At 62.4% G+C, this 25896-nt stretch carries 24 protein-coding genes; 9 read left to right on the top strand and 15 right to left on the bottom strand.

What is annotated here, in order from left to right; genetic code table 11:
- Positions 1-6: 6 nt before the first annotated feature.
- Both ACQZ5H_RS13190 and ACQZ5H_RS13185 read left to right on the top strand, forming a co-directional pair.
- The gene (locus tag ACQZ5H_RS13190; RefSeq protein WP_130282048.1) at positions 7-861 is read left to right on the top strand and encodes a CheR family methyltransferase; all 855 of its coding nucleotides are present in this window, start codon (positions 7-9) and stop codon (positions 859-861) included.
- A gap of 12 nt (positions 862-873) precedes the next feature.
- Positions 874-1971, top strand: a complete 1098-nt coding sequence (locus tag ACQZ5H_RS13185; protein WP_130282046.1) for a protein-glutamate methylesterase/protein-glutamine glutaminase — start codon at positions 874-876, stop codon at positions 1969-1971.
- A 33-nt stretch (positions 1972-2004) separates the two neighbouring features.
- On the opposite strand, the gene ACQZ5H_RS13180 is transcribed toward ACQZ5H_RS13185, so the two are convergent.
- Both ACQZ5H_RS13180 and ACQZ5H_RS13175 read right to left on the bottom strand, forming a co-directional pair.
- Entirely contained in the window at positions 2005-2745 is a 741-nt protein-coding gene (locus ACQZ5H_RS13180; RefSeq protein ID WP_449097975.1) for a 3-oxoacyl-ACP reductase family protein, read from the bottom strand.
- Between the two features lie 71 nt (positions 2746-2816).
- On the bottom strand, positions 2817-3395 hold the full coding sequence (locus ACQZ5H_RS13175) for a TetR/AcrR family transcriptional regulator (RefSeq protein ID WP_449097974.1): 579 nt from the start codon (positions 3393-3395) through the stop codon (positions 2817-2819).
- Between the two features lie 211 nt (positions 3396-3606).
- Between ACQZ5H_RS13175 and ACQZ5H_RS13170 the strand changes: the two genes are divergently transcribed.
- The 4 genes from ACQZ5H_RS13170 (at position 3607) to ACQZ5H_RS13155 (ending at position 8401) form a co-directional block, all read left to right on the top strand.
- Complete coding sequence (locus ACQZ5H_RS13170) at positions 3607-4407, top strand: inositol monophosphatase family protein (protein WP_112719886.1); 801 nt, start codon at positions 3607-3609, stop codon at positions 4405-4407.
- 113 nt (positions 4408-4520) lie between these two features.
- Entirely contained in the window at positions 4521-5606 is a 1086-nt protein-coding gene (locus tag ACQZ5H_RS13165) for a MotA/TolQ/ExbB proton channel family protein (RefSeq protein WP_112719885.1), read from the top strand.
- 3 nt (positions 5607-5609) lie between these two features.
- Complete coding sequence (locus ACQZ5H_RS13160) at positions 5610-6641, top strand: peptidoglycan -binding protein (protein ID WP_112719884.1); 1032 nt, start codon at positions 5610-5612, stop codon at positions 6639-6641.
- Positions 6642-6763: 122 nt separating this feature from the next.
- Positions 6764-8401: an FAD-binding dehydrogenase gene (locus ACQZ5H_RS13155; protein WP_449097973.1), complete on the top strand. Its 1638-nt coding sequence runs from the start codon at positions 6764-6766 to the stop codon at positions 8399-8401.
- 40 nt (positions 8402-8441) lie between these two features.
- On the opposite strand, the gene ACQZ5H_RS13150 is transcribed toward ACQZ5H_RS13155, so the two are convergent.
- Positions 8442-8630 (bottom strand): YegP family protein, encoded by a 189-nt coding sequence (locus ACQZ5H_RS13150; RefSeq protein WP_112385480.1) that lies wholly within the window; start codon positions 8628-8630, stop codon positions 8442-8444.
- Positions 8631-8695: 65 nt separating this feature from the next.
- Positions 8696-9685, bottom strand: a complete 990-nt coding sequence (locus ACQZ5H_RS13145) for a Bug family tripartite tricarboxylate transporter substrate binding protein (protein WP_449097972.1) — start codon at positions 9683-9685, stop codon at positions 8696-8698.
- 230 nt (positions 9686-9915) lie between these two features.
- Here ACQZ5H_RS13145 and ACQZ5H_RS13140 point away from each other — a divergent pair, with 230 nt between their 5' ends.
- Positions 9916-11136, top strand: coding sequence for an adenylate/guanylate cyclase domain-containing protein (locus tag ACQZ5H_RS13140; RefSeq protein ID WP_413710229.1), 1221 nt, complete (start codon positions 9916-9918; stop codon positions 11134-11136).
- Position 11137: 1 nt separating this feature from the next.
- On the opposite strand, the gene ACQZ5H_RS13135 is transcribed toward ACQZ5H_RS13140, so the two are convergent.
- Complete coding sequence (locus ACQZ5H_RS13135; RefSeq protein ID WP_449097971.1) at positions 11138-13009, bottom strand: ABC transporter transmembrane domain-containing protein; 1872 nt, start codon at positions 13007-13009, stop codon at positions 11138-11140.
- 123 nt (positions 13010-13132) lie between these two features.
- On the opposite strand from ACQZ5H_RS13135, the gene rpmE reads away from it, so the two are divergent.
- Positions 13133-13354: a 50S ribosomal protein L31 gene (rpmE, locus tag ACQZ5H_RS13130; RefSeq protein WP_027508080.1), complete on the top strand. Its 222-nt coding sequence runs from the start codon at positions 13133-13135 to the stop codon at positions 13352-13354.
- A gap of 245 nt (positions 13355-13599) precedes the next feature.
- Here the strand turns inward: rpmE and rcdA are convergent, their stop codons facing one another.
- From rcdA to ACQZ5H_RS13115, 3 genes are all read right to left on the bottom strand, one after another.
- The gene (gene rcdA, locus ACQZ5H_RS13125; protein ID WP_112719877.1) at positions 13600-14115 is read right to left on the bottom strand and encodes a protease adaptor protein RcdA; all 516 of its coding nucleotides are present in this window, start codon (positions 14113-14115) and stop codon (positions 13600-13602) included.
- A 378-nt stretch (positions 14116-14493) separates the two neighbouring features.
- Positions 14494-14685 carry a DUF1192 domain-containing protein gene (locus ACQZ5H_RS13120; protein ID WP_112719876.1) on the bottom strand — a complete coding sequence of 64 codons (192 nt, stop codon included), beginning with the start codon at positions 14683-14685 and terminating at the stop codon, positions 14494-14496.
- A gap of 25 nt (positions 14686-14710) precedes the next feature.
- Positions 14711-15991 carry an MFS transporter gene (locus ACQZ5H_RS13115; protein ID WP_112719875.1) on the bottom strand — a complete coding sequence of 427 codons (1281 nt, stop codon included), beginning with the start codon at positions 15989-15991 and terminating at the stop codon, positions 14711-14713.
- A 174-nt stretch (positions 15992-16165) separates the two neighbouring features.
- Here ACQZ5H_RS13115 and ACQZ5H_RS13110 point away from each other — a divergent pair, with 174 nt between their 5' ends.
- Complete coding sequence (locus tag ACQZ5H_RS13110; RefSeq protein WP_449097970.1) at positions 16166-16330, top strand: hypothetical protein; 165 nt, start codon at positions 16166-16168, stop codon at positions 16328-16330.
- On the opposite strand, the gene ACQZ5H_RS13105 is transcribed toward ACQZ5H_RS13110, so the two are convergent.
- From ACQZ5H_RS13105 to tkt, 7 genes are all read right to left on the bottom strand, one after another.
- Positions 16327-17244 carry a PhzF family phenazine biosynthesis protein gene (locus tag ACQZ5H_RS13105; RefSeq protein WP_449097969.1) on the bottom strand — a complete coding sequence of 306 codons (918 nt, stop codon included), beginning with the start codon at positions 17242-17244 and terminating at the stop codon, positions 16327-16329. The two genes, ACQZ5H_RS13110 and ACQZ5H_RS13105, sit on opposite strands and share 4 nt — an antisense overlap.
- Positions 17245-17357: 113 nt before the next feature.
- Positions 17358-18278, bottom strand: a complete 921-nt coding sequence (locus tag ACQZ5H_RS13100) for a fructose bisphosphate aldolase (protein WP_199629047.1) — start codon at positions 18276-18278, stop codon at positions 17358-17360.
- Positions 18279-18515: 237 nt separating this feature from the next.
- Positions 18516-19715: a phosphoglycerate kinase gene (locus ACQZ5H_RS13095; RefSeq protein ID WP_130282023.1), complete on the bottom strand. Its 1200-nt coding sequence runs from the start codon at positions 19713-19715 to the stop codon at positions 18516-18518.
- A 70-nt stretch (positions 19716-19785) separates the two neighbouring features.
- Positions 19786-21654 carry a potassium/proton antiporter gene (locus tag ACQZ5H_RS13090; protein WP_199629048.1) on the bottom strand — a complete coding sequence of 623 codons (1869 nt, stop codon included), beginning with the start codon at positions 21652-21654 and terminating at the stop codon, positions 19786-19788.
- A gap of 285 nt (positions 21655-21939) precedes the next feature.
- Positions 21940-22437 carry an N-acetyltransferase family protein gene (locus ACQZ5H_RS13085; RefSeq protein ID WP_449097968.1) on the bottom strand — a complete coding sequence of 166 codons (498 nt, stop codon included), beginning with the start codon at positions 22435-22437 and terminating at the stop codon, positions 21940-21942.
- 91 nt (positions 22438-22528) lie between these two features.
- Complete coding sequence (gene gap, locus ACQZ5H_RS13080; protein ID WP_112719870.1) at positions 22529-23539, bottom strand: type I glyceraldehyde-3-phosphate dehydrogenase; 1011 nt, start codon at positions 23537-23539, stop codon at positions 22529-22531.
- A 61-nt stretch (positions 23540-23600) separates the two neighbouring features.
- Positions 23601-25574: a transketolase gene (gene tkt / locus ACQZ5H_RS13075; protein ID WP_449097967.1), complete on the bottom strand. Its 1974-nt coding sequence runs from the start codon at positions 25572-25574 to the stop codon at positions 23601-23603.
- Between the last annotated feature and the right edge of the window lie 322 nt (positions 25575-25896).

Genomic DNA, 25896 nt, shown 5'->3' with positions numbered 1-25896 from the left:
TGAGTTATGAGTATGGCAGCAGTGGAAGCCCAGTTGCCGGGCGACCGGATCAGCAAGCGCAATTTCGACAAGCTTTCCCGGTTCATCTACGACTACAGCGGCATCAAGATGCCGCCGTCGAAGCTGACGATGCTGGAGGGCCGGCTGCGCCGCCGCCTTCGCGCCACCAACCATTCGACATTCGACGACTATTGCGATTTCCTGTTCGATGAAGGCGGCCTGGATCAGGAGACGGTCTATCTGATCGATGTCGTCACCACCAACAAGACGGACTTCTTCCGCGAGGCCAAGCATTTCGAATATATGCAGATGACGGCGCTGCCGGCGCTGGTTTCGAGCGGCGTGCGCAAGATCCGCACCTGGAGCTCGGCCTGCTCGACGGGCGCCGAGCCCTATACGATGGCGATGGTGCTTTCCGAATTCGTCGAGGAGAATGCCGGCCTTTCCTACAGCGTGCTGGCGACCGACCTCAGCACCGATGTGCTGCAGACGGCGCGCCGCGGCATCTATGCGCAGGATCTGGTGCAGCCGGTGCCTTACGATCTGCAGCGCAAATATGTAATGACCGCCAAGCAGGCCGGGCGCCGCGAAGTGCGCATCTCGCCGAAGCTGCGCAGCAAGATCGGTTTTGCGCGCATGAACCTGATGGACGACAAATATCCGGTCGGCGAGCCGATGCAGATCATCTTCTGCCGCAATGTGCTGATCTATTTCGACAAGCCGACGCAGCAATCCGTGCTGACGCGGCTCTGCGACTGCCTTGCCGATGGCGGCTACATGTTCATCGGCCACTCGGAATCGATCACCGGATTCGACCTGCCGCTGAAGCAGGTTTCCAACACGGTGTTCCAGAAGAAGTAGAGCAGGAAAGAGATGGGAAAGAAGGTTCGCGTTCTCGTCATCGATGACTCCGCCAGCGTTCGTCAGACGCTGGTGCGCATTCTCGAGGAAGATCCCGATATTGAAGTCATGGGGGTGGCGACAGATCCCTTCATGGCCGCCCGCAAGCTGCAGGAAGACGTTCCAGACGTCATCACGCTGGATGTCGAGATGCCGCGCATGGATGGCATCACCTTCCTGCGCAAGCTGATGTCGCAGCATCCGATCCCGGTCGTCATGTGCTCGTCGCTGACCGAAGCAGGTTCCGAAACGCTGATCCAGGCGCTGGAAGCCGGCGCGGTGGATATCATTCTCAAGCAGAAGATCGGTGCGGCCGACAGTCTGGCCGACGATGCGATCCGCATTCGAGAGGTGGTGAAGGGTGCGGCTCATGCGCGCCTTCCCTCCGCTCGCCGTGTGGCGGGGGCGGCGCGTTCAGCCTCGGCCGACGGTCCGGCCAAGAAGTTGACGGCTGACGCAATGCTGCCGCCGCCGACGGGTCGCGCCATGGCGAAGACCACCGAGATGGTCGTCTGCGTCGGCGCCTCGACGGGCGGAACGGAAGCATTGCGCGAATTTCTGGAAGGATTGCCTGCGAATGCGCCGGGCATGGTCATCGTTCAGCACATGCCGGAGAAGTTCACCGCCGCCTTCGCCAAGCGCCTCAACGGTCTCTGCGAAGTCGAGGTCAAGGAAGCCGCCGATGGCGACGCTGTTCTGCGCGGTCACGTGCTGATCGCGCCGGGCGACCGGCACATGCTGCTGGAGCGCCAGGGGGCTCGCTACTATGTCTCGGTGAAGACAGGTCCGCTCGTTTCCCGCCACCGCCCGTCTGTCGACGTGCTCTTCCGCTCGGCGGCGCGCGCTGCCGGCTCGAACGCGATGGGCATCATCATGACCGGGATGGGCGACGATGGCGCCCGCGGCATGCTCGAGATGCACCAGGCCGGCGCCTATACGGTGGCGCAGGACGAAGCGAGCTGCGTCGTCTTCGGCATGCCGAAGGAAGCGATCGCCAAGGGCGGCGTCAGCCGCATCCTGCCGCTCGACCAGATCGCCCGCGAAGTGCTTCTGACGCAGCAGAAATTCTAGGAAAGCCGGCGGCCTTGGCCGCCGGTTCTGTTTTCAGGCGAGATAACCGCCGTCGATCGTCAGGCTAGCGCCGGTGACGAAGGATGCCTCGGGGCTGGCGAGATAGGCGGCGAGGCTTGCAATCTCACGGTCCTCGCCGAGACGGCCGAGCGCCATCAGCCCTTGCAGCATCTCATGCGAACCCGGATCCGAGTTCATGTCCGTCGCCGTCGGGCCGGGCTGGATGGCGTTGACGGTGATGCCGCGTGGACCGAGATCGCGGGCAAGGCCGCGGGTCATGGCGGCGACACCGCCTTTCGTCATGCTGTAGACCGATGCGCCGGGAAAGCCGCTGCGCTCAGCAGTGACGCTGCCGACGGTGATGATCCGGCCGCCGCTCTGCATGTGCCGTGCAGCCGCCTGCGTCCCGGCAAAGACCGCCTTGACGTTGATGGCGAACATGCGGTCGAAATCCTCGAGCGAAAAGGTGTCGATCGGGCTGCGCATCAGAATCCCGGCATTGTTGACCAGAATATCGAGCCCGCCGAAATGGCGGGCGGCCTGATCGATTGCCGCCTGCAGTGCGGCCGCATCGGCGCTATCGGCTTGGATGGCGATTGCCTTGCCGCCCTCGGCCTCGATCCGGGCCGTTAGAGCCTCGGCCTTTTCCTTCGAACTTGCATAGGTGAAGGCTACCGCCGCGCCGTCCTCGGCAAGACGGCGGACGATTGCTGCGCCGATGCCGCGGGAGCCGCCGGTCACCAGTGCGGTCTTTCCATCAAGAGGTTTCGTCATGTCATGTCTCCTTATTTGGACTATTTAGTCTAGAATTGGATATGCAAAGGCGCGCTCGGCCAACCCTCTTGTTAGCGAAGGCTGCGGATGGCGAGGCGGGCGACTGTTCTGAGGATGTCCGGTGTGGCGCCGTTGCGGGCGCTGACCTTCATGCCGGATAGCGTTGCGCCAAGAAATTGTACGGCGGCATCCGGATCGATCTCGGCGCCGATCTCGCCGCTTGCCAGGCCGTCTTCGATCAGCCTGGTGATTGCCCGGCCGAGAGTGGCCGAAGCGCTGTCTGTCAGCGTCGCGACGTCATTGTCGGTCCTGCCGAACTCGCAGACGGCGCTGACGCCCATGCAGCCGAGCGATGTCTCGGCAGTGGGACGCGAGGCGAAGGCGATGAGGGCGGCTTCCAATGCGTCGAGCGCAGAGCCGTTCCCCTTCATATCATCAACGATGCGCGAGACGCTGTCGGTGTTGTAGCGCTTCAGCGCCTCCAGATAGAGGCTGCGTTTGTCGCCGAAGGTATCGTACATGCTTTGCCGGCTGATCTTCATCGCCGTTAGTAGCGCATCGGTCGAGCTCCCCTCATAACCATGCTGGGAGAAGGTGCCGATAGCGGCGCCGAGAGCCTTGTCCCGGTCGAATTCCTTGTGACGTGCCATGACCCTCAGATAGGCTTTCTGGACTGATTTGTCCAGAATAATTTTAACCTCTCCGGCGTTGGCTGGCGCCGCTCAGCGCCTCTCCCCTTGAAATTTCCGTGATTTTGTGGTCTTGAGGCCGCCAATCTTATAAAGCGCTGCCTTTTCCGGCGATCAGGGACCTTTCCCGCCCTGACAGCGACCCCGTACCAGTTCCAAGGAAATTGCCAACATGGCCCGTTCTGCTCTTCTCAATGTCATGGTTCAGGCTGCCATCAAGGCAGGCAAGTCGCTGGGGCGTGATTTCGGGGAAGTTCAGAACCTGCAGGTTTCGGTCAAGGGACCGGGCGACTTCGTTTCCAACGCTGATCGCAAGGCCGAGAAGATCGTCAAGGACGAGCTTCTGAAGGCTCGCCCGACCTACGGCTTCCTCGGCGAGGAAAGCGAAGAGATCAAAGGCACCGACGGCGCGCATCGCTGGATCGTCGATCCGCTCGATGGCACCACCAACTTCCTGCACGGCATTCCGATGTTTGCCGTTTCGATCGCTCTTGAGCGCAACGGCGAAATCGTCGCAGGCGTGGTCTTCAATCCGGCGACCGACGAACTCTACACCGCCGAGCGTGGCGGTGGCGCATTCCTCAACGATCGCCGCCTGCGCGTCGGCGCCCGCCGCGTCCTGTCGGATGCCGTCGTTGCCTGTGGCGTGCCGCATCTCGGCCGCGGCAATCACGGCAAGTTCCTCGTCGAGTTGCGCCATGTGATGGGCGAAGTTGCCGGCGTGCGCCGCATGGGTTCGGCCTCGCTCGATCTCGCCTACGTCGCTGCCGGCCGGTTCGACGGCTTCTGGGAAAACGGTCTCTCGGCCTGGGATATCGCTGCCGGCATCCTGCTGATCCGCGAAGCCGGCGGCTACGCAACCGATTGGGATGGTGGAGCAAACGTCGTTGAAGGTGGCGCAGTGGTTGCCGGCAACGAGTACATCCACAAAGCGCTTATGGAAGTCATCAAGCGCCCTATCCCTTCGAAGTAGGACCTCATCAAAACCGACTGTTGTAAACACACGGTTTTCTGTCCCGGCATACTTCAATTCGGCACAATGTTGCTCTAGTCTCCCGATGCTAGCAATCCGGAGGCTGCGAGACCATGGAAAATGTGAATGCGGCGGAGTTCGGCTCGACCGAAAAACCGAGCGGTACCTATACGTACAAACTCTCCAGCCCGATGTCCTTCCTCTGGACGATGCTCCTGTTTCTGGTGATCGTCGGCTTCATCGCCGCGATCCTTTTCAGGCAGACGCAGACGGCGTTCATGCACAATCCCGGCCTCAACGGACTGATCCTCGGCGTTCTCGCCGTCGGCATCATTCTGGTTTTCAATCATGTTCTGGCGTTGCGCCCGGAAGTGCGCTGGTTCAATTCGTTCCGCGCCGCAGGCAGCGCCGACAAGGTGAACCGCAATCCGCGGCTGCTGGCGCCGATGCGGGCGCTGATCGGTAACCGCAAATCCACGGCGACGCTGTCGACGACGGCGCTGCGCTCGATCCTCGATTCGATCGCCACACGCCTCGATGAATCCCGTGACACCTCGCGCTATCTCATCGGCCTGCTCGTCTTCCTCGGTCTGCTCGGCACCTTCTGGGGCCTGATCGGCACGATCGGCTCGATCAGCAACGTCATTCAGTCGCTGGATGCCGGATCGAACGGATCGGGCGATGTTCTCGCCACCCTGAAGGAAGGCCTGTCGACTCCGCTGTCGGGCATGGGCCAGGCCTTCTCGTCCTCGTTGCTCGGCCTTTCCGGCTCGCTGATCCTCGGCTTCCTCGACCTGCAGGCCGGCCGCGCGCAGAACCGCTTCTACATGGAGCTGGAAAACGCACTGTCGTCGGTCACCGACGTCGGCTCCGATGTTCCCGTTGCCGCCGCGCTCGATGCACCCGCCGGATCGTCCGAAGATGTCCGTGCGCTTTCCGATTATCTGAAGAAGGTTTCGGAAGAAGGGGGCGCGGGCAATCAGCGCTCGGTCGCCGCGATGGCGAGCCTCGCCGAAGGCATTCAGGGCCTCGTCAAGAACATGCGCAACGAGCAGCAGATGCTGCGCGACTGGATAGAGGCGCAGCAGGACGAGGCGAAGGCGATGCGCCGCACGCTCGACAGGCTTGCCGAGCGTATCGGCGGCCAGGAGCGCACCAGCTACCGCAGCAGCCAGACCGAAAAGAGCGAGGGCAAATAAGCCATGGCTCTTGCCAAGAACCGCCGCCGCGAGCGTACGGTCGACTATTGGCCGGGTTTCGTCGACGCGCTGTCGACGCTGCTGATCGCCATCATGTTCCTGCTGACGGTCTTCGTCGTCGGCCAGTTCATTCTCAGCCGCGAGATTTCCGGCCGTGACGAGGTGCTGAACCGCCTCAACAGCCAGATCAACGAGCTGACGCAGCTTCTGGCGCTCGAGAAGGGCAGCAAGCAGGATCTCGAAGATTCCGTTGCCAATCTGCAGGCTTCGCTTGCGGGAGCCGAGAGTGAACGCTCGCGGCTGCAGGCGCTGCTCGACGCCGGTTCCGGCGGGCAGGACGCCGCGCAGCAGAAGATCGGCGGCCTGACCAAGGAGCTCGACGAGCAGAAACAGGTCAGCGAACGGGCGATGAGCCAGGTGGAGCTGCTCAACCAGCAGATTTCGGCACTGCGCAGCCAGATCGCCGCCGTCGAAGCGGCGCTGCAGGCATCCGAGCAGAAGGACCAGACCTCGCAGACCAAGATTGCCGATCTCGGCCGCCGCCTGAACGTCGCGCTGGCACAGCGCGTGCAGGAACTCAACCGCTATCGTTCGGACTTCTTCGGCCGTCTGCGCGAAATTCTCTCCGACCGCGAAAACATTCGCATCGTCGGCGACCGTTTCGTGTTCCAGTCGGAAGTGCTGTTCCCATCGGGCAGCTCGGATCTGAACCCCGACGGCACGGCCGAGATGGGCAAGCTCGCCGCCGCACTTCTCGATCTCGCCAAGGAAATTCCGCCGGAAATCAACTGGGTGCTGCGCGTCGATGGCCACACGGATAATGTCGCGCTCTCCGGCAGCGGCCGCTACCGCGACAACTGGGAGCTCTCCTCGGCGCGCGCGATCTCCGTCGTCAAATACCTGATCTCGCAGGGTGTTCCTGCCGACCGCCTGGTGGCCGCCGGCTTCGGCGAGTTCCAGCCGATCGCGCCGGGTGATACGCCGGAAGCCCGGGCGACGAACCGCCGTATCGAGCTCAAGCTCACCGAGAAGTAAGTGTGGGGTGGCGTTTCGCCGCCCTGCCATCGCCCCAAATTTCAGAGAGTGAAATCCAGCAGTTGCGGCTGACGCCACCACTGCATAACCTTGGATTCGTGAATGCGGGGGAGGCGTTCGGGATGGAATGTGATGTGCTCGTCATCGGCGCAGGCCTGGCGGGATTGGTGGCGGCGGCCGAGGCTGCCGATCGTGGACACAAGGTTTGCATCGTCGATCAGGAAGGGGAGCAGAGCCTCGGGGGGCAGGCTTTCTGGTCTCTCGGTGGGCTGTTCTTCGTCAACAGTCCCGAGCAGCGTCGGCTGGGCATCCGCGACAATATCGATCTGGCGCGGCAGGACTGGTCCGGATCTGCAGGTTTCGACCGGCCGGAGGATTACTGGCCGCGGCTTTGGGCCGAAGCCTATCTCGAATTTGCCGCGGGCGAAAAGCGGTCCTGGCTGCATCAGCAGGGCATGCGCTGGTTTCCCGTCGTCGGCTGGGCCGAGCGCGGCGGCGGCATGGCGCATGGTCACGGCAATTCGGTGCCGCGCTTTCACCTGACCTGGGGAACGGGACCGGCGGTTCTGGAGCCGTTCATTCGCCGTGTGCGCGCGGCAGAGGAAGAAGGAAAGATCACCTTCGCCTTCCGCCATCGCGTCGACGACCTGATCGTCGAGAACGGCACAGTCGTCGGCGCCTTCGGCACCGTGCTGGTGCCCGACAATGCCCCGCGCGGCAAGCCGACAGCGCGGATGATCTCCGGCACCTTCCAGATCCGGACCGGTGCGATCATCGTCACCTCCGGCGGTATCGGCGGCAATCACGATCTCGTCCGGCGCAACTGGCCGCAGCAGCGGCTCGGACCTCCACCGGCTTCCATGGTCGCGGGCGTGCCCGCGCATGTCGACGGCCGCATGCTGGAGATCGGTGAGCGGGCGGGCGCCCGTGTCATCAATGGCGATCGCATGTGGCACTACACAGAGGGCTTGAAGAACTGGGATCCGGTCTGGCTGAACCACGGGATCCGCATCCTGCCCGGGCCGTCGTCCTTCTGGTGCGATGCGCGCGGCAACCGGTTTGCCGCCCCTGCCATGCCGGGTTTCGATACGTTGGGAACGCTGAAAGCGATCAGACAGACCGGCTACGACTACAGCTGGTTCATCCTCACCAAGGCGATCATCAAGAAAGAATTCGCGCTATCCGGCTCCGAGCAGAACCCGGATCTGACGGGCAAGGATATCAAGCTTCTGCTGCAGCGCCTCGGCAGCGAGCCGCCGGGGCCGGTGAAGGCCTTCATGGACAAGGGCGAGGATTTCATCGTCCGCAACACGCTGGAGCAGCTGGTCGATGGCATGAATGCGCTGACCGGCGAGCGGCTGCTCGACGTGTCGCATATCCGCCATCAGATCGAGGCGCGCGACCGCGAGATAGGAAACAGCTTCTCCAAGGATGCGCAGGTGACGGCGATCCGCGGCGCTCGCGGCTATATCGGCGACAAGCTGCTCAGAACCGCGCGGCCGCACAGGTTGCTCGATCCTGCCAAGGGTCCGCTGATTGCTGTCAAGCTGCACATCCTGACGCGCAAGTCGCTCGGTGGGCTGGAAACGGATTTGTCGGCCCGGGTAATCGGTCCTGATGGAAATGCGGTGCCTGGTCTCTATGCAGCGGGCGAGGTCGCCGGCTTCGGCGGTGGCGGCATGCATGGTTACAACGCGCTGGAAGGGACCTTCCTCGGCGGTTGTATTTTTTCCGGCCGCGTGGCCGGGCGAGCGGTATGAGAAAAGGCGGCAACCTTATCGGGTGCCGCCTTTGTCAGGATCAAGCCGTGGGCTTGGTCTGATCGTCAACTGTTGCGCCGGGCGCATTCTTCTTGATGGATTCAATGGCGCTCAGCGCGGATGCCTTGGCCTTGTAACCTTCCGAGCCGAACATCTGCTCGCCGTTAGACGCCTTGAAGCGGAAACGGAATTCGCCGGCCTTGTCTTTGTACACTTCAAACTTATACATCGAATGTCTCCCAAAATCAGGAAGTTGCCCCGGTAACAGCCGATAATCTAGAGCAAAAGTTGAGACTATTCCATCTGGATATTTGCGCCTTTTACGATTGGCTCCCACTTCGCCAATTCGGCCTTCACATGGGCGCCAAGCTCGTCCGGCGTCGAGCCGACGATGGTGGCGCTGAACTCCTTCATGCGGCCTGCGACGGCCGGATCCTTCAGCGCCTTGTTGGCTGACTCGTTCAGCTTGGCGACGACATCTGCGGGCGTATTGGCCGGGGCGAAAAGCGCGTTCCAGGTATAGGTCTCGTAGCCCGGAACACCTGATTCAGCGACCGTCGGAATGTCAGGGAAAGAGGGCGCGCGCTGGGCCGTCGTGACCGCCAGCGCCCGAAGCTTGCCGCTCTTGATATGGCCGGACGAGGAGGGGAGGTTGTCGAACATGATCGACACCTGATTGCCGAGAAGATCGGTCAGCGCCGGTCCGGCACCCTTGTAGGGGATGTGCTGCATCTTGGTGCCGGCCATGGCGTTAAAGAGCTCGCCGGAGAGATGCAGCGGCGTGCCGTTACCCGAAGAGGCGTAGCTCCACTTGTCCGGCTCGGCCTTCAAAAGCGCGATCAGTTCCTGCACGTTCTTGGCGGGCAGCTCCGGATTGACGACCAGCACGTTTGGCACGATGACGAGAAGCGAGACCGGCGAGAAATCCTTCTGCGGGTCGTAGGGCGTCGATTTCAGGATCAGCGGGTTCAGCGCGTGGGTGGCGACTGTGCCCATCAGGATGGTGTAGCCATCCGGTTCGGCGCGGGCGACATTATCGGCGCCAAGATTGCCGCCGGCACCGGCGACGTTCTGCACGATCACCTGCTGGCCGAGGTCCTCCGACATCTTCTCGGCGATGATGCGGGCCACCACGTCGGTCGATCCGCCGGCCGCGAAAGGCACGACCATCGTGATCGTACGATCCGGAAAGCCTTCCGCCATCGCCGTGCCGGCGCTGAGCGTGGCAAACAGCCCAAGGCCGAGCGCCAGGCTTGCCCGGCGGGTGAAATTGAAAAGCGCCATTCGATTCTCCTCCCAGAATTCAACAGCTATGCACCCGGCCGCGTCTGACCGGGCAGGAGGAGGTTAGGGCAGCGGGCTTTAAAGGCAACCACGGATGGTGCCGAAGCGAATTCGACTTTAGTCGCCTTGGAATGGGGGATTGATATTACATTTGCTCCTCCGATAACCATCTAGGGATAAAGCAAGTCTTCTGCCGCTCGCCCCGCGGGTGGCCCTCATGAGGTTTTGATATGCATCCGTCCCCCGATGCTCTTTCCATCTCCACTGCTGCCGAAGACGGCGCCTGGCCGCTGCGCCGCCGCCGTATCCTCGACTGGCTCGTCAACGAAACCCGCAGCGAACGCTTCATCGACAATATCTTCGTCGAGATGAACGAGCGGCTGATCGAGGCGGGCGTGCCGCTCGGCCGGGCTACGCTGCACTTCCGTACGCTGCATCCGCAATGGATGGGTGCGCGGGTTCTGTGGCGGCCGGGCATGAAGGACGCGAAGATCACCACCTTCGGCTATGGTGTCGAAAACACGCCGCAGTTTCTCAGCAGCCCGATGAACGAGATCTTCAGCGGCGCTTCGGAAGTGCGTCAGGACCTCGAAGGCGAGATCCGCAGCGACTATGCGCTCTACGAGGAACTGCGCGGCGAGGGGCTGACAGATTACATCGCCTGGCCGTTGGAGCACACGCTCGGCAAGCGGCATGTGGTGACCTTCTCCAGCAATGTAGCCGGTGGCTTCACCGCCGATCAGATCGCTTTCCTGCGCGATCTTCTTCCGGCGCTGACGCTGGTCAGCGAAATCCGGGTGAAGAATATCCTGGCGCGCACCCTGCTGCAGACCTATGTCGGCCCGCATGCGAGCGAGCAGATCCTGGCCGGCGCGACCACCCGTGGCAGCGGCAGCACCGTAGGCGCCGCGATCCTGATCTGCGATCTGCGCGACTTCACGACGATCTCGGACATGTGGCCGCGCGACGACGTGATCGAGCTGCTCAACGCCTATTTCGACGCGATGTCGGAGCCGATCGAGCGGCATGGCGGCGAGATCCTGAAATTCATGGGCGACGGGCTGTTGGCGATCTTTCCGCTCAGCAATCCCGATGCCTGCCGCAATTTGCTGACGTCGCTGAAGGAAGCCCGCAAGGCGATCAACGACCTCAACACGTTCAACGCCGAACGCGGCGTCGTCGAGCTCCGCTACGGCGTCGGCGTCCATGTCGGCGATGTCATGTACGGCAATATCGGCTCGCGCAAACGCCTCGACTTCACCGTCATCGGCCCGGCCGTCAACGTCGCCTCGCGGCTGGAAACCCTGACCAAGGACGTCGGCCAGCCGGTGTTGATCTCGAAAGCCTTCGTCGACATGGCCAAATGCGGCGCCGAACTGAAACCCGTCGGCACCTTCCCGCTGCGCGGTCTCGGCGAGCCGGTCGATGTCTTCACGTTTCCGGAGGGGTAGCTTACTTCGCCGCCGCCAGAAACTCTTCAGCCCCTGCATCGAATTGCAGCTTGGCGAGCTTGGCGTAGATGCCGCCGTGGCGGATGAGGGTTTGGTGGGTGCCTTCCTCGACGACGCGGCCCTGGTCCATGACGAGGATGCGGTCGGCCTTGAGGACGGTTGCGAGGCGGTGGGCGATCACCAGCGTCGTGCGGCCCTGCATCAGGCCGTCGAGTGCCTTCTGGACCAGCGTTTCGCTTTCGGCATCGAGGGCCGATGTCGCTTCGTCGAGGAGCAGGATCGGGGCGTTCTTCAGGATGGCGCGGGCAATGGCGATGCGCTGGCGCTGGCCGCCTGAGAGCGTGATGCCGCGTTCGCCGACCTCGGTGTCGTAACCGTTCGAAAGGCGGGCGATGAATTCGTCGGCCTGTGCGGCGATCGCCGCGGCGCGCACCTCTTCACGGCTGGCGCCGGGGCGGCCGAAGGCGATGTTGTTGTGGATCGAAGCGGCGAAGATCGTCACGTCCTGCGGCACGATCGCCATGCGCTCGCGCAGATCGTCAGGCGAGACGCTGCGGGCATCGAGACCATCGACGGAGATGCCGCCGAGTTGCGGATCGTAGAAGCGCAGCAGCAGCGAGAAGACCGTGCTCTTGCCGGCGCCGGAGGGGCCGACGATCGCTACGGTTTCACCGGGCACGACGTTAAAGGTCAGGCCGTGCAGGGCGGATTTGTCCGGCCGCGAGGGATAGGCGAAATGGACATCGGTGAATTCGACCCTGCCACGGGCGGGCATCGGCAGCGTTTCGGGCTTGGCCGGGGCTGAGATCGGGGAGACTTCGTCCAGCAGCTCGGTCAGGCGGTCGGCGGCGCCGGCGGCCTGCGAGAGCTCGCCCCAGACTTCCGAGAGCGCGCCGAGCGAGCCGGCGGCGATCACCGAATAGAGCAGGAACTGGCCGAGCGTGCCGGCAGACAGCGTGCCGGTCAGAACGTTGTGGGCGCCGACCCAGAGAACGGCAACGACGCTGCCGAAGATCAGGGTGATGGCGATGCCGGTCAGGAGCGCCCGCGAACGGATGGCGGAACGCGCGGCCTGATAGGCGGATTCGACGGCGGAAGCATAGCGGCTGGAAGCGGCATCCTCGCCGTTGAAGGCCTGTACGGTGCGGGTGGCGGCGATCGTCTCGTTGGCGAAGGCGGAGGCTTGCGCCAGCGTGTCCTGCGCAGCACGCGAGCGTTTGCGCACCGAGCGGCCGAAGGCGACGAGCGGGAAGACGATCAGCGGAATGGCGCCGAGCGCCAGGCTTGCGAGCTTCGGCGATGTCACGACCATCATGCCCATGGCGCCGAAACAGAGGATCAGGTTGCGCAGCGCCACCGAGGCGGTCGCGCCGACGGCGGACTTGATCTGCGTCGTATCGGCCGTCAGCCGCGAGACGATCTCGCCGGACTGGTTGACGTCGAAGAAGGAGGGGGAGAGGCGGGTGACATGCGCGAACACATCCTGGCGCAGATCCGAGACAATGCGCTCGCCGAGCGTGATGACGAAATAGTAGCGCAGCGCGCTGGCGATCGCGAGCACGACGGCCATCCCCATCAGCATGGCGAAGTAGCTGTTGATGAAGGTGCCGTCAGGCTGGGTGAAGCCGTGATCGATCATCCGGCGGACGGCGAGCGGTAGGGCGAGCGAGGTGACGGCGGCGAGTGCGAGCGCGACGAGAGCTCCGGCGACCATGCCGCGATAGCGCATGATATAAGGCGTCAACCGTCCGAGAGGCTTCAGCGACCGCGACTTCTTTTCCCCGCCCTGCACTGCGTCTGTCAAATCATCTCCAATCGCCTTCAAACCGTTGATCACCAGCTTGTTGGCACTTGTTATCCGGATGGCCTTCATGTATAGGCACCGCATCCGAATGGGAAGCCGTAGCCTTCGCGACTGCGGCTTCATTTATTCAATCGGTTCTCTTGCCGCAATGACATGCGTCAAATTGGACCCTGGCATCGCAGGAAGATTGTTATGAAGGCTGATATCCATCCCGACTACCACGTCATCAAGGTGGTCATGACTGACGGTACCGAATACGAAACCCGCTCGACCTGGGGTTCGGAAGGCGCCGTCATGAACCTCGAAATCGATTCCAAGTCCCATCCGGCATGGACGGGCGGCAACCAGCAGCTCATGGACCGCGGTGGCCGCGTTTCCAAGTTCAACAAGCGCTTCGGCGGCCTCGGCCTCTAATCGCTTCTGCGGTACTACGGAATTTGAAAAGAGCCCGGTTTCGACCGGGCTTTTTTATTGTCCGGATTCTGGATTAGAGCGTTTCCTGGTCATATTGAAGCATTCTGTTGGCTCAAACGGAGTCGGATGGTCGACCGGCTGGCGCGCGTCGTAGCCGGATCTAGGAAACGCTCTAGCCCGGAAATGAAAAGGCCGACTGTGCAGGGAACACAGCCGGCCGGTCTTTAAAGTATGGCAGTAGAAACTTAGTTGTTACCGAACGCCGTCTGCAGCAGGCTGAGCTGCGCCTGGACGCTGTTCTGGTTGTCGTGCACGATCGGTGCTTCCGACGGACGGTAGATTTCGCGGTCGAGCAGGGCGATGCGGTTCTGCAGGCGCAGCGAGCGCTCGACGAGATCGCGGAAGGATTCCGGCAGGTCGCCCCAGCCCGGAGCGTTGCGGTCGACGTTGAAGCCGTCGAGGCGAACCTTGTTCTTTTCAGCGAGAACCTGATCGCGGGACATCTCGCCGTTGTTGACGGCGCGCTGCAGGAGCAGCCAGGATGCCATCTGCATCAGGCGGGTGGTGAGGCGCATGGATTCTGCTGCGTAGAGGACGGATGCCATACGGGGCAGGACCTTCGAAGCGGCGCGGCCGTTACCATCGAGGTAGGCTGCGGTTTCTTCGACCAGCGACATGCCTTCTGCATAAAGCGTCTTGAACTGCGACGATGCGGCGGCGCGTCCTGCGAAGCTGATCGTATTCAAACCAAGTTCCGACATTCCAATGGTCCCTGTTGCACGCGTCTACATATGGTCAGGTAACGCCAGCCGGAAGTAAAAGTTTCAGCGGCGGGTCTTTATGTCTTTAAGATGGTATCATTACCCTAAATGCGCAAGGCGTTTCTTAAGAAAGGGTTAACTTCCACAGATTCGTGGTGAACGGCCGCGCAGGCAAAAAGAAGAGCCGCAAAAGCGGCTCTCAAGGTAAAACAGGGAGAAAAATCAGACCAATTCACCGCATGGAAAACTGTCTGAGATCCAGACGAAATCTGGATGTATTAAGTAATAGCTCGTAAAGCTTAATTGTATGTTAATACTGTTCTTGATTGAGACTTGCCGCGGCGCGTTTTGCGCTTGCCTGTGACTTTTTTCGGGCTTTTACGAGCGGAACAGGCCTTCGGCCGCAGCGCGCCCGGAAGCCTTCTTCGCCGACTCGGCTTCGAGTCTCGCGATCTCGCTTTTCAGGAGCTCGACGCGCTCCTTGAGTTCGCCGACGGACAGCAGCGACAGATCCTGGCCGATCTCGTGCGCTGTCTTCTTCTGTGGCCGTTCCTCGTCAAAGAAGCTCATGGGGCAATCCTCCTGCGTTGGCTTTTCAGCCGTACTTTACAGCAGGATCGCCGCTTTCGGGAGCCTTGCTGGAACCGCGGTCGGCAAGGGTCATGCTCTCGGGCGTGATCATCGGCGAGGTTGCCGTCGGGATCGTCGTATAGGCGTCGCGTTCGCTCGGATGGATGGCGGCGCGCAGGCGGCTGCGGATGATCGCGTAGGCGGCGATCAGGATATGCGCGATGGCGGTTACCAGGAACAGCGCGTGCGGGCTGACGACGGACATGACCGGGCCACCGATGGTCGGGCCGATCACCGTGCCGATGCCGTAGAGCAGCAGCAGACCGCCCGAGACCTTAACGAAATCCTCGGAGGAGGCGAAGTCGTTCGCATGGGCGACGGCGATCGGATAGAGCGTGTTGGCGACCGCGCCGTAGAAGACGACGAGGCCGATCACCCAGAAGGGGTCCGACGGACTGAAGACGACGATGAGGATGCCGGCGAGGGCGGCAAGCGCGGACATGGCGGCCAGCACATAGCGGCGGTCGATACGGTCGGAGAGGCGGCCGGCCGGGAACTGCATGACGGCACCGGCGAAGATCGTGGCGCTCATCATGATGGCGATGCTGGTATCGGAAAGGCCGGCACCGGCGCCGAAAACTGCGCCCAGCGTACCATAGGCACCATTGGCGATGCCGACGAGCAGGATGCCGAGGCAGGAAACGGGCGAATTGCGGTAGAGCGCCGGGAGGTCGAGCCTGACCGCCTTCAGCGGCTGCGGCGAGGCTGCGGTCGAGAGCGTGGTCGGCAGCATGGCAACGCAATAGAAGACGCCGCAGATCATGAAGAGGATGGGCGTGCGCACATCTTCGAGCGGGATCATCATCTGGCCGCCGACGACGCCGAAAAGGGTGATGGCGATATAGAGCGAGAAGATCGCGCCGCGGCTTTCATTGGTCGCCCGCTCGTTCAGCCAGCTTTCGATGATCATCGAGGTGCCGGCGGTGGAGAAGCCGGTGACGGCGCGCAGCGCGATCCACCAGAAGGGATCGATGATGATGCCGCTGAACAGGGCGGAGATGGCGATGATCGAGATGAAGCCGGAGAAGGCGCGCACATGGCCGACGCGGCGCACCATATTCGGCGCCACCAGGCAACCGACGACGAAGCCTGCCGCCCAGGATGTGCCGAGCAGGCCGAGCGTGGTTGTGGCATAGCCCTCGAGATTGCCGCGGACGGGAAGCAGGATGCCCTGCAGGCCGTTGCCCATGAAGAGGAAAAGCGTTCCGAAAAGCAGCGCGGCGACGGACAGCAGATTTCTTCTCATATCCCCACTCTCGAAGAGTTCTGTGTTGAAAAGACATAAGACGAGACGCTGTCCCGCCTAGCCCCTATGGTGTTGATTGTGCCCCGGAATGCCGTTACGGCATGAAGAAATCTTGTGTTCGCGCGGAATAATGTCCGTCCTGTGACATTCTGATAATGTTGGAAAAATAAAACCATGACCAAGCTGCTCGCATTGCTGCTCATCCTTGGCATGGTCATACACATCATCAAGCCGCTGGGGCTGCCCGGTTTGCGACGCCGGATGGACTTCTGGAAGATTGCGCTCTTCGCTTTCGCGATCTGGACGGTGGCGCTTCTCGGCCGCGAGTTCGTCGGCTAGGCGAGGATCTCGCCGCGCATCACGAACACACAGCTGCCGGATATCCGGACGCCGGCGACCGTGCCGCCGGTTTTCGTCACATCAACCTCGATGATGCTGCGGCGGCCCATCTCGACGCCTTGTTCGATGGTGACGCGTTGCTGGCCGTCGGTTCCGGGCGCGCGGGAAACCAGATAGGCCGAGAGGGCAGCCGAGGCGCTGCCGGTCGCCGGGTCCTCGGCGACGTTGTCGAGCGGTGCAAACATGCGCGCGCGAAGATGCCACGGGTTCTCCTTCGAGCGCACATAGAGGAACAGCGAGAAGTCGTGATTGTTTTCGCTGCGGTTGCCAGCGGCTTCACGGAACAAGGCAGGGTTCGGCACCGCTGCGGCAAGCGCCTCCAGGCTGTCGAGCTCGGCAACAGCAAATTCCAGGCCGACGGAGACGAAGAGCGGGCGGTGGAGCGCGGTGGCGATCTGGTCCGGCCGGATGGCGATGCAGCGGGCGATATCGGCTTCCGGGATCGTTGCGCCCGTCTGCAGTGGCTTCGGTGCGCGGATGGTCGCGGCGGTCACCTGCCCGTTGCTGCGGCGCAGATCGACGTCGACGATCCCCGCGGCCTCCTCGAAGCGCAGGCGATCGCCGACGGGCTTGCCGAAGATCTCGCTCTGCTGGCCGATGAAATAGGCGGTGCCGACATTCGGGTGGCCGGCGAAGGGCACTTCCATGGTCGGCGTGAAGATGCGGACATGCGCGGTGTTGGCCGGATTTTTCGGCGGCAGGACGAAGGTGATTTCGGAATAGCCGAACTCGGCGGCGATCTTCTGCATCGTGCCGGTATCGAGCGCTTCGGCGCCGGTGATGACGGCGAGCGGATTGCCTTCGAAACGCGTGGAGGTGAAGACGTCGAGTGTTGTGTAGGAGAGATTGGGCACGGCTGGCTCCCGTTCGGCTTTCCCAGATGTTTAGCCGGGAGCGCCTGTGACAGAAGGGGCAAACTTGTCGCCGTGACAAAGAAAAATGGGCGGCCTGGGCCGCCCATTGCTGGTCAGACGAGGGCGCTCTCGCGCGCCGGAGACTTGTCGACGCTTGCCGCATAGATCTGGGCGATCGTTGCGGTCAGGCTCGCGTCGAATTCCGCGTCGCTCATCGAAACGCGCAGATTTTCCGCCAGTGCGCGTGAGAAGCTCGCGATCATGCCATGATTATGGCTGAGCTTTTCGCAGGCGTCCTCGGTGTTGTATCCGCCGGAAAGGGCGACGACGCGGATCACCGACTTGTGGGCGATCAACGGCGCATAGAAATCGGCAACCGTCGGGATCGTCAGCTTGATCATGACGTTGTCGCCTGCGGGAAGCTTGTCCAGTTCCTTGAGGATCTCGTCGCGCAGGATGGCTTCTGCTTCCTGCTTCGTCGGGCTGTCGATCGAGACTTCCGGCTCGATGATCGGGACGAGGCCGTGGCCGATGATCTGACGCGCGACTTCGAACTGCTGCTTCACGACGGCGGCGATGCCTGCCTTGTCGGCATGGGCGATGACCGAGCGCATCTTCGTGCCGAATATTCCCTTTTCCCGGGCGCGGATCAGCAGCGCGTCGAGATCCGGCATCGGCTTCATCACCTGAGCGCCGTTTGCCTCAGCCTCAAGACCCTTGTCGACCTTCAGGAAGGGGACGACGCCGCGCTTTTCCCAGAGGTAGGACGGAACCGGCTGGCCGTTGACATCGCCATCCATGGTGCGCTCGAAAAGGATCGCGCCGATGACCTTGTCGCCCGAAAAGCTGGGCGCGCTCATGATGCGGACGCGCATGGCATGCACCAGGCGAAACATCTCGTCGTCGCCGGAGTAATCGGATTCATTCACGCCATAGAGACGCAATGCCTTGGGCGTCGAGCCACCGCTCTGGTCCAGCGCTGCAATGAAGCCCGGTGCAGAGCTCATCTTATTCAACATCTTCGCGTCTACCATACTGCTCCTATCCCCAAAGTTTGCGCACTACGCGCCTCAAGGCTCGCTGGCCGTCATTCGCGGATAACAGATGTTTATGGACGGGAGAATGGAAGGCTAAATCATTGAAACGATTGAATTCGTTTCAATCGTTTGAAAGTTTGGGCAGTTTTAGTCACGCTGAGCAAAAGACCGCGGAAGCGATGTGCCTCCGCGGTCCTATCCACATGTAAAAATTGTCAAATCAGCGTTTGCTGATTACTTGGCGGTGAGCACGGCAACGCCCGGAAGCACCTTGCCTTCCATCCATTCCAGGAAGGCGCCGCCTGCCGTCGAGACGTAGCTGAAATCGTCGGCAACGCCGGCGTGGTTCAGTGCCGAAACGGTGTCGCCACCGCCGGCAACGGAGGTCAGCTTGCCGGCCTTGGTGCGCTCGGCAGCGTATTTCGCAGCCGCTACGGTCGCCTTGTCGAAGGGCTCGATTTCGAAGGCGCCGAGCGGGCCGTTCCAGACCAGCGTCTGGGCGCGTTCGATCCAGGACTTGACGGCTTCGACCGACTTCGGGCCGACGTCGAGAACCATGGCATCGGCGGGGATCGCGTCGATGGCGACGATCTCGTTGGCCGCACCTGCCTTGAATTCGCGGGCGACGACGCCGTCCTCAGGCAGGATGATGGCGCAGCCGGCAGCGGCGGCTTCGATCATGATCTGCTTTGCGGTCTCGGCGAGGTCGTGCTCGCAGAGCGACTTGCCGACATTGGTGCCGCGGGCGGCGATGAAGGTGTTGGCCATGCCGCCGCCGATGACGAGGGCGTCGACCTTCTTCACGAGGTTCATCAACAGGTCGATCTTGGTCGAGACCTTGGCACCGCCGACGATGGCAACGACCGGACGGGCCGGATTGCCGAGGCCCTTTTCCAGCGCTTCCAGCTCGGCCTGCATGGTACGGCCGGCATAGGCGGGCAGGACCTGGGCGAGGCCCTCGGTGGAGGAATGGGCGCGGTGGGCGGCCGAGAAGGCGTCGTTGACGAAGATGTCGCCGTTGGCGGCAAGCGCCTTGGTGTGATCGGCGTCGTTCTTCTCTTCGCCCTTGTAGAAGCGGGTGTTCTCGAGAAGCAGGATGTCGCCGTCCTTCATCTTGGCAACGGCAGCGGCAGCGTCGTCGCCGATGGAGTCGGTCGCGGTCGCGACCGGCTTGCCGAGCACCTTGGAAACGTCAGGGGCGATCAGCGACAGCGACAGGTCCGCCGAGGGGCCGTCCTTCGGGCGGCCGAAATGGGCGAGCAGGATGACCTTTGCACCCTTTTCGGAAAGTTCGAGGATCGTCGGAGCCACACGTTCGATACGGGTCGCGTCGGTGACCTTGCCGTCCTTGACGGGAACGTTGAGGTCGACGCGGACGAGGACGCGCTTGCCGGCAATGCCGTTGAGGTCGTCGAGGGTCTTGAAAGCTGGCATGGGACTATCCGTTCGTTAGTGCCTTGGAAGGTGGCCGACCATAGCAAGGTCGCCCCGCGACGCAAGGTGTTCAGCCGTGCTTTTCGCGTGCGTTTTCGTCGCTGTCGGCGGTCGATCCGCCATGCGCGGCAACGGCCATGTGACGGCCCTTCAGCCGGTCGCGAACACGCTGGATGATATCGCGCATATTGATGAAGATCGGCAGGGTGATCGCCGGTTCGACGGCTTCCAGCGACATGCCGACCGAGCTGATATGATCCTGGTCATCGAGGTCGCGAACGATGAGGATGATCGAGCCGAGACGGACGCGATCGGCATAATCCGCCTTGCCGCCAAGACGCTGCCGCATCAGTTCGGCGATCGTCAGACCCTTCTCGGATTCGTTCAGCAACCCGGGTCCGTAGGCGGCGTCGAGATCGGCCGCCGGCCGCACGGGAGAGAGCGCGAAGGCGCCGAAGAAGTCTGCATCGTCCTCGTCGACCGGCGCCTTGCTGGCGAAGAGACGGTCGAGCAGGCGGGCGTAGCTCGGCACGATGAAGAGATAGACGAGGTCATTCTCGCGCAGGCGCCCCGCATATTGATAGCGCAGCGACTTGCCGTCGCGAATGACGAGCGAGGGCGTTGCCCAGCGCGGGATGCGCTCGCCGCGCAGAACCGGGCTGTCCTTGATGACGCGGTAGGCGAGCAGCTCGTGATTGGCGCTGCCGGGCAGATCGATCTCGACCTTGTCGACGGCGCCCATGCGCGGGGGAATGATGAGACCGAGTTTCTTCGCCACCGGCTTGATCGTCCAACCCTGCACCAGCAGCGAGACGAGCACGATGATGAAGGCGACGTTGAAATAGACGTGGCCGTTCGGCAGGCCGCCGAGGATCGGCATGATGGCGAGCAGGATCGAGACGGCGCCGCGCAGGCCGACCCAAGCGACGAAGCCGATCTCCTGCTGCGTGTAGTCGAAGGGCAGCAGCGACAGCCAGATCGCCAGCGGGCGGGCGATGAAGATCAGGAACAGTGCGAGCGCCACTGCAGGCAGGATGATGGCCGGGAACTGCGAGGGGGTGGCCAGCAGGCCGAGCACCAGGAACATGATGATCTGCGCCAGCCAGGTCATGCCGTCCTGAAAGCGCTTGATGGCGGCAAGGCCCGGAAGCTTGCGGTTACCGGCATAGATGCCGGCGACATAGACGGCGAGGAAGCCGCTGCCGCCGACGGCGCCGGTGAAGGCAAAGACCAGCATGGCGAGACCGAGGACGAAGATCGGGGTGAGGCCACGGTCGGTGTCGAGGCGGCTCACCACCTGGGCGATCATCATGCCGCCGAGCATGCCGAGAATGACGCCGAGCCCCATTTCCTCGATGAAGAGGGCGAGCATGGAGAGGTTGATGCCGGAATAGCCTTCGCCGCTGGCCAGCAGCTCGACGAGCACGATCGTCAGGAAGATCGCCATTGGGTCGTTGGTGCCGGATTCGACTTCCAGCGTCGAGCGCACCTTGTCGCGGATATTGATGCCGCCGATGCGCAGCAGGAAGAAGACGGCGGCGGCATCGGTCGAGGCGACGATCGAGCCGAGCAGCATGCCTTCCAGCCAGCTGAAGTTCAGCAGCCAGGTGGCGGCAAAGCCGACGAGTGCGGCGGTCATCAGGACACCGACGGAAGCCAGCGTCAGCGACGGGATGGCGGCGAGCTTGAAGGCCTGGATCGGCGTGCCGAAACCGGAATCGAAGAGGATGACCGCGAGCGCGATGGAGCCGAGGATATAGGCGAGATAGTTGTTGCTGAACTCGATGCCGAGGCCATCGACGCCGGCGAGCAGGCCGATCGCCAGGAAGAGCAGCAGCAGGGGTGCGCCGAAGCGGAAGGCGAGCAGGCTGGAGAAGGCCGCAAGAAGCACCAGCGCCGTTGAAACCAGCACGACGATATAGAATGCTTCCACGTCCATCCCCTTTCACATCCGCGCTGCGATCCGCCCCCGGAAATCGCAGCCATCTCTCAAACCTCGTCCGTTGCTTGCCTTCAGCCAGTAAACGGCAAAACAGGCCGGAAGGGTAGGCCTTGCGGCTTAACCTTGCTTACCTGCGGCGTCATGCTGCTGAACGATGAACCGGACGGATCACCGCGCTGAATGCTACGGGAGAGATTCTCTATAAAGAATGTATAGGCAAATCGGGCGAGAGCAGGGCAGGAGCAAATAAGCTTGCCGTTTTTGTCAAAGAAGTGCGGGCACTTACGCTGAGGCGACCCGATAGCGCTTGTTGATGCGGTCGACTGGCGTCCCATCGCGCAGCGGCACATCCTTCGTGGTGCTGTAGGTCTCGAAGCCCATTTTGCCGTAATAGGCGAGACCGCCGGTATTGTCGGCGCGGATCGTCGCGTTGATGAACTCTATATCGAGCGCCCGGGCTGCCGTAAGCGTTGCCGCAAACAGCGCGGTGCCGACGCCGGGGATCTTCGGGTGCATGCGGGAAAACGTGCCGATATCGGCCCATCCCTCGGGAAGGTCTCCGTAGCGGCTGATCTCCTGGAAACCGGCAAGGCGGCCGCCAGCTTCGGCGACATGGCAGGCAAAGACGGATGGTCCGTCGATGAACCATTCCCTGAATTCTGCGGGCGAAAGGGCAACCTCCATGGCGGTCGTGCCGCCAGCGGCGATGATCTCGTTGAGGAGCAGGGTGAGTTCATCGGCGTCTGCCGCGCGCGCTTCTCGAATTCTGAGATCCACCATGATGCCACTCTCCCTTTTCTGCTGCCGTCTAAAACAAAACGGCCCGGTTTCCCGGGCCGTTCTCTCGATCTGCTTTTCGCGAAAGCGAAGCTTAGATGAGCTTGGCGAAGGCGACTGCGGTGTCCGACATGCGGCTCGAGAAGCCCCATTCGTTGTCGTACCAGGACAGGACGCGCACGAAGTTGCCTTCCATGACCTTGGTCTGGTCGGTCGCGAAGATCGACGAATGGCTGTCATGGTTGAAGTCGCGGGAAACCAGCGGCTCGTCGGTGTAGCCGAGAATGCCCTTAAGCTTGCCGTTCGACGCAGCCTTGATGGCTTCGTTGATTTCGCCGACGGTCGTTGCCTTCTTGGAAACGAACTTGAAGTCGACGACCGAGACGTTCGGGGTCGGGACGCGGATCGACGTGCCGTCGAGCTTGCCCTTGAGGTGCGGCATGACGAGGCCGACGGCCTTGGCAGCGCCCGTGGACGTCGGGATCATGGACAGGGCTGCAGCGCGGGCGCGGTACAGGTCCTTGTGCATGGTGTCGAGCGTCGGCTGGTCACCCGTGTAGGAGTGGATGGTCGTCATGAAGCCGTGATCGATGCCGACGGCGTCGTCGAGAACCTTCACGACCGGCACGAGGCAGTTCGTCGTGCAGGAAGCGTTGGAGATGACCAGGTGTTCCTTGGTCAGCTGGTCGTGGTTGACGCCGAAGACGACGGTCAGGTCGGCACCGTCGGCAGGAGCCGAAACGATGACGCGCTTGGCGCCGGCCGTCAGGTGGGCAGCGGCCTTGTCGCGGGCGGTGAAGATGCCGGTGCATTCCATCGCGATGTCGACGCCGAGTTCCTTGTGCGGCAGCTGTGCCGGATCACGAACGGCGGTCACCTTGATCGGCTTGCCGCCGCCAACGGTGATCGTGTCGCCTTCGACCTTCACTTCGGCCGGGAACTTGCCGTGGATGGAATCGTAGCGCAGCAGGTGAGCGTTGGTCTCGACCGGGCCGAGGTCGTTGATCGCGACGACTTCGATGTCGGTGCGGCCGGATTCGACGATAGCGCGGAGAACGTTGCGGCCGATGCGGCCGAAGCCGTTGATGGCAACCTTTACAGTCATGTGCATTCACTCCCTAGAGATGGGGCTTGCGGATAGAGTGGAGAGCGCTTGCGCGCTCCCCTTAGAGCTTGGCTTCTGCAGCTGCGACGACGGCGTCGGCCGTGATGCCGAAATGCTTGAAGACGTCCTTGGCCGGGCCGGAAGCGCCGAAGCTCTTCATGCCGATGAAGGTGCCTTCCGGACCGATGAACGCATCCCAGCCTTCGCGAACGGCGGCTTCGACGGCGATCTTGACCGGCGAGTTGCCGAGCACTTCCTTGCGGTATGCGTCCGGCTGCTCGAAGAACAGCTCGGTGCAGGGGACCGAAACGACGCGGACGGAAACGCCCTTGGCTTCCAGCGTGGCGCGGGCAGCAACGGCGAGTTCGACTTCAGAGCCCGATGCGAAGATCGTGACCTTGGCGTCGGCCTTGCCGGCCAGCGTGTAGGCGCCCTTGGTCGTCAGGTTCTCTTCCGAATATTCGGTACGAACCGTCGTCAGGTTCTGACGGGTCAGCGCCAGAGCGGTCGGGCGGTTCTTGGTCTTCAGCGCGATCTGCCAGGCTTCCGCCGTCTCGGTGACGTCTGCCGGACGGAAGACCAGCAGGTTCGGTACGGCGCGCAGGCTCGGGACCTGTTCGACCGGCTGGTGGGTCGGGCCGTCTTCGCCGACACCGATCGAGTCATGCGTCAGCACGTGGACGACACGGATGCCCATCAGGGCGGCGAGGCGGATCGGCGGACGGCAATAGTCCGAGAAGATCATGAAGCCGCCGCCGTAGGGGATCAGACCGCCGTGCAGGGCGATACCATTCATGGCAGAGGCCATGCCGTGCTCGCGGATACCCCAGTGCATGTAGCGGCCGGCGAAATCCGTCGGGGTGATCGAGACCATCTGGCTGGTCTTGGTGTTGTTCGAAGGCGTCAGGTCGGCGGAGCCGCCGAGCGTTTCCGGCAGCAGGCCGTTGATGACTTCGAGTACGTCCTCGGACGCCTTGCGGGTGGCGACGGTCGGCTTGGTCTCGGCGATCTTCTTCTTCAGGTCGCTGATCGCAGCGTCGAAGCCTTCCGGCAGGTCGCCGGCGAAGCGGCGGCTGAACTCGGCCTTGTGGGCCGACTTAGCGAGGCCAGCTTCCCAGGACTTGACCAGATCGACCGAGCGGGCACCGGCGGTGCGCCATGCGTCGAGAACGTCAGACGGAATGACGAAGGGTTCGGCTTCCCAGTTCAGTGCCTTGCGGGTAGCAGCGATTTCTTCGGCGCCGAGCGGCGAACCGTGAACCTTGTGGCTGCCGGCCTTGTTCGGAGCGCCGAAGCCGATGACGGTCTTGCAGGCGATGAAGGTCGGGCGGTCGGACTTGTGGGCTTCTTCGATCGCAGCGGCGATCGCAGCCTGGTCGTGACCGTCGACTTCGATCGTGTTCCAGTGAACCGCCTTGAAGCGCATGATCTGGTCGGTCGAGTCCGACAGCGAAACGGCGCCGTCGATGGTGATCGAGTTGTTGTCCCAGAAGAGGATCAGCTTGTTCAGCTTCAGGTGACCGGCAAGAGCGATCGCCTCATGGCTGATGCCTTCCATCAGGCAGCCGTCGCCGTTGATGACGTAGGTGTAGTGGTCCTGCAGGTCGGAACCGAATTCCTCGCGCAGCTTGCGCTCGGCGATCGCCATGCCAACGGCATTGGCAATGCCCTGGCCGAGCGGGCCGGTGGTCGTTTCGATGCCGGTTGCGTGGCCGTATTCCGGGTGGCCGGCGGTCTTGGAGCCGAGCTGGCGGAACTGCTTCAGGTCCTCGATCGACATGTCCGGGTAACCGGTCAAATAGAGGAGCGAGTAGAGGAGCATCGAGCCGTGGCCGGCGGAGAGGACGAAACGGTCGCGGTTCGGCCAATGCGGCTTCTTCGGGTCGAAGCGGAGATACTTGCTGAAGAGGACGGTGGCGACATCAGCCATGCCCATCGGCATACCCGGATGGCCGGAATTGGCCTTTTCGACTGCATCCATGGCGAGGAAGCGGATCGCATTTGCCATCCGGTCGTGTTGTTCAGGAGAGGTCATGGCTATTCCACGGGTTCCGGGTGTCGGGGGATGGCCTCGAGCCTTCTGAAGACCATCGATGAGAGCGGGGTGACACATAGCAGTTGGAACGGCCAAGTCAATAAATTGCGGGCCGAATCCGGGCCGGGTGCGACGATTTTTAACATTTGACCATCAAATTTTACAAAAGACCAATCCGTTGGGAAGACTGCTTCAATTTCGGTCATCCACAGAATAGGCCGTGTATCCCCATATCCCGTTTATTGACGGGCAGTTGGCTAGCTGCATATCCTCTTGAAAACACTGAACCGGCACCCTTTGCCGATTCGCCAGGTCTTCTGCG

This window comes from Rhizobium sp. 21-4511-3d (assembly GCF_053522545.1).
Note: the sequence above shows the minus strand (reverse complement) of the source record. Positions and strands in the feature narration are given on the sequence as shown.